Annotated in this window: 2 protein-coding genes; both read left to right on the top strand. The window is 35.7% G+C overall.

Annotation, left to right across the window (positions count from 1 at the left end; genetic code table 11):
* Positions 1–27 precede the first annotated feature (27 nt).
* Entirely contained in the window at positions 28–795 is a 768-nt protein-coding gene (locus GOU96_RS17395) for a hypothetical protein (RefSeq protein ID WP_175242311.1), read from the top strand.
* Positions 796–946: 151 nt separating this feature from the next.
* Entirely contained in the window at positions 947–1,582 is a 636-nt protein-coding gene (locus tag GOU96_RS17390; protein WP_000691786.1) for a GIN domain-containing protein, read from the top strand.
* The last annotated feature ends 28 nt before the right edge of the window (positions 1,583–1,610 follow it).

Here is a 1,610-nt window from a genome sequence, read left to right as displayed (position 1 = left end):
TAAATATTTCTTTTGAAGGATTATCGAATGCAATTTAAAGTTACAGAAACTATTAGAAGAATACCTAATGTCTATAAGTTTTTAATTATTTTTCTAGGGGCTATGAGTGTTGCTGTAATTTCAAATAATAGGCCTGTATCTGATCCCTTTGGCGAGCTAATAAAAATAAATAAAAATGACGTTTGTAAGTACTATTTAGGGAGGCTGTTTAATATATCACCAATGCTTTTCAGCTTAACAGGTATTGAGGGTGATTTATATACGGTTTTAAGTGTTTCTCGTGATGGAAACTCAAGAAAATATGCATGTGGATTTACTGATGACTTTAAACGTGTGACGTGGTCAGAGCTGGATGATGCCAAATCTGGTATATGGAAAGATAATGATAGTGCGTCTGTTGAATATGGGTATCATACGAATACACTCCAAATAAAAAATAATAACTTCAATGTTGTGATGAATGTAGTTCCTTTAAATGTTAGTACAAGTATAAATAGCGTTAAAAAAGAAGTTATAAATGATGAAACTGTTTTAACCGACAAAATGGCTTCGTATGCCACAATAATTGGTAGAGCAGCAGCTTGTGGTGTTGATACAGAAAATGAGTTGCGAATGGTTGGTAAATGGATGGATTCATGGTTTGATGATCTTAACGTTAGTACAAAAATGAGGACAATGTATTTATCGATATTTATGCAAGGAACTGAGTATCATATGAACCAACAACTATCTGGAAATAGCCCTGATAGTTGTCAAAGTGCTATAAAAGCATTCAATACTGTAAATTGGCCTTAACACACACATAACAAACGCCTCAAGAGGGATTGTCAACGCGTGGCGTTTCCAATCCCATTGAGCAGCGGTGGTTATGGTTGTTGTGTTTAAGTTTAGTGGTAATGCGTTGCCAACCCCTTAGGCGGGCGTTATATTTTTTAGAGAGATTTTCGTGAAAATAATAAATTACAGTTACTTAGCAATTTTTTTAACTACTAGCCAATTTGTATTGGCAGATGAAGGGCTTATTGAAAGAAAATTACCAGTCTGTGACTATAGCAAATTAACGATCAATGTACCGTCAACTATCAAGTTGGTTGCTCTAGGCTCTCCTTCAGGTAGTGTGAAAGGTGCTAACAAAGAGTTGGATTATCTCAGATTTAAATGTCTTGATGGCTCACTGGAAATTAGTACGAAAGATAATGTTTTGGTTAACGAATACTTTAAATTTGAACTGGTGAATGGCTCGTTAAACCACTTAATCTTAAATGGTGACCAAAAAGTTGATGTTACAGAATTATCAGCGAAACACTTTGAAATAACGGTCAACGGTATCGGGAAAGCATCATTAACAGGGCAAGTTGCATTTTTCAACGCTTCTTTGAATGGTCTGGCTGAACTTGATGCTGCTAATTTGAAATCTGAGGATGGAAGGGTAGAAGTTAATGGCGCAGGGATTGCCAAATTAAATGTATCTTCAGAGTTAAATGCTCGAGTTAATGGTTCTGGTAGTGTGGAGTATTTAGGTACGCCAGTGAATTTAAAAACGGAAGTTAATGGCAGCGGTTCTATAACATCTGTGCCGTGAGCAACAAAAATATAACAAACGCCTCAAG

This window comes from Vibrio sp. R-1, from assembly GCF_035615595.1.
Classification (GTDB): Bacteria; Pseudomonadota; Gammaproteobacteria; order Enterobacterales; family Vibrionaceae; genus Vibrio; species Vibrio cholerae.
The sequence above is the reverse complement of the archived record's forward strand: the minus strand, read 5'-3'. Positions and strand labels throughout refer to the sequence as shown.

Bases quoted from the DNA above. Each gene is read 5' to 3' on its own strand.
- GOU96_RS17395 (WP_175242311.1), top strand. From the start codon at position 28: ATGCAATTTAAAGTTACAGAAACTATTAGAAGAATACCTAATGTCTAT.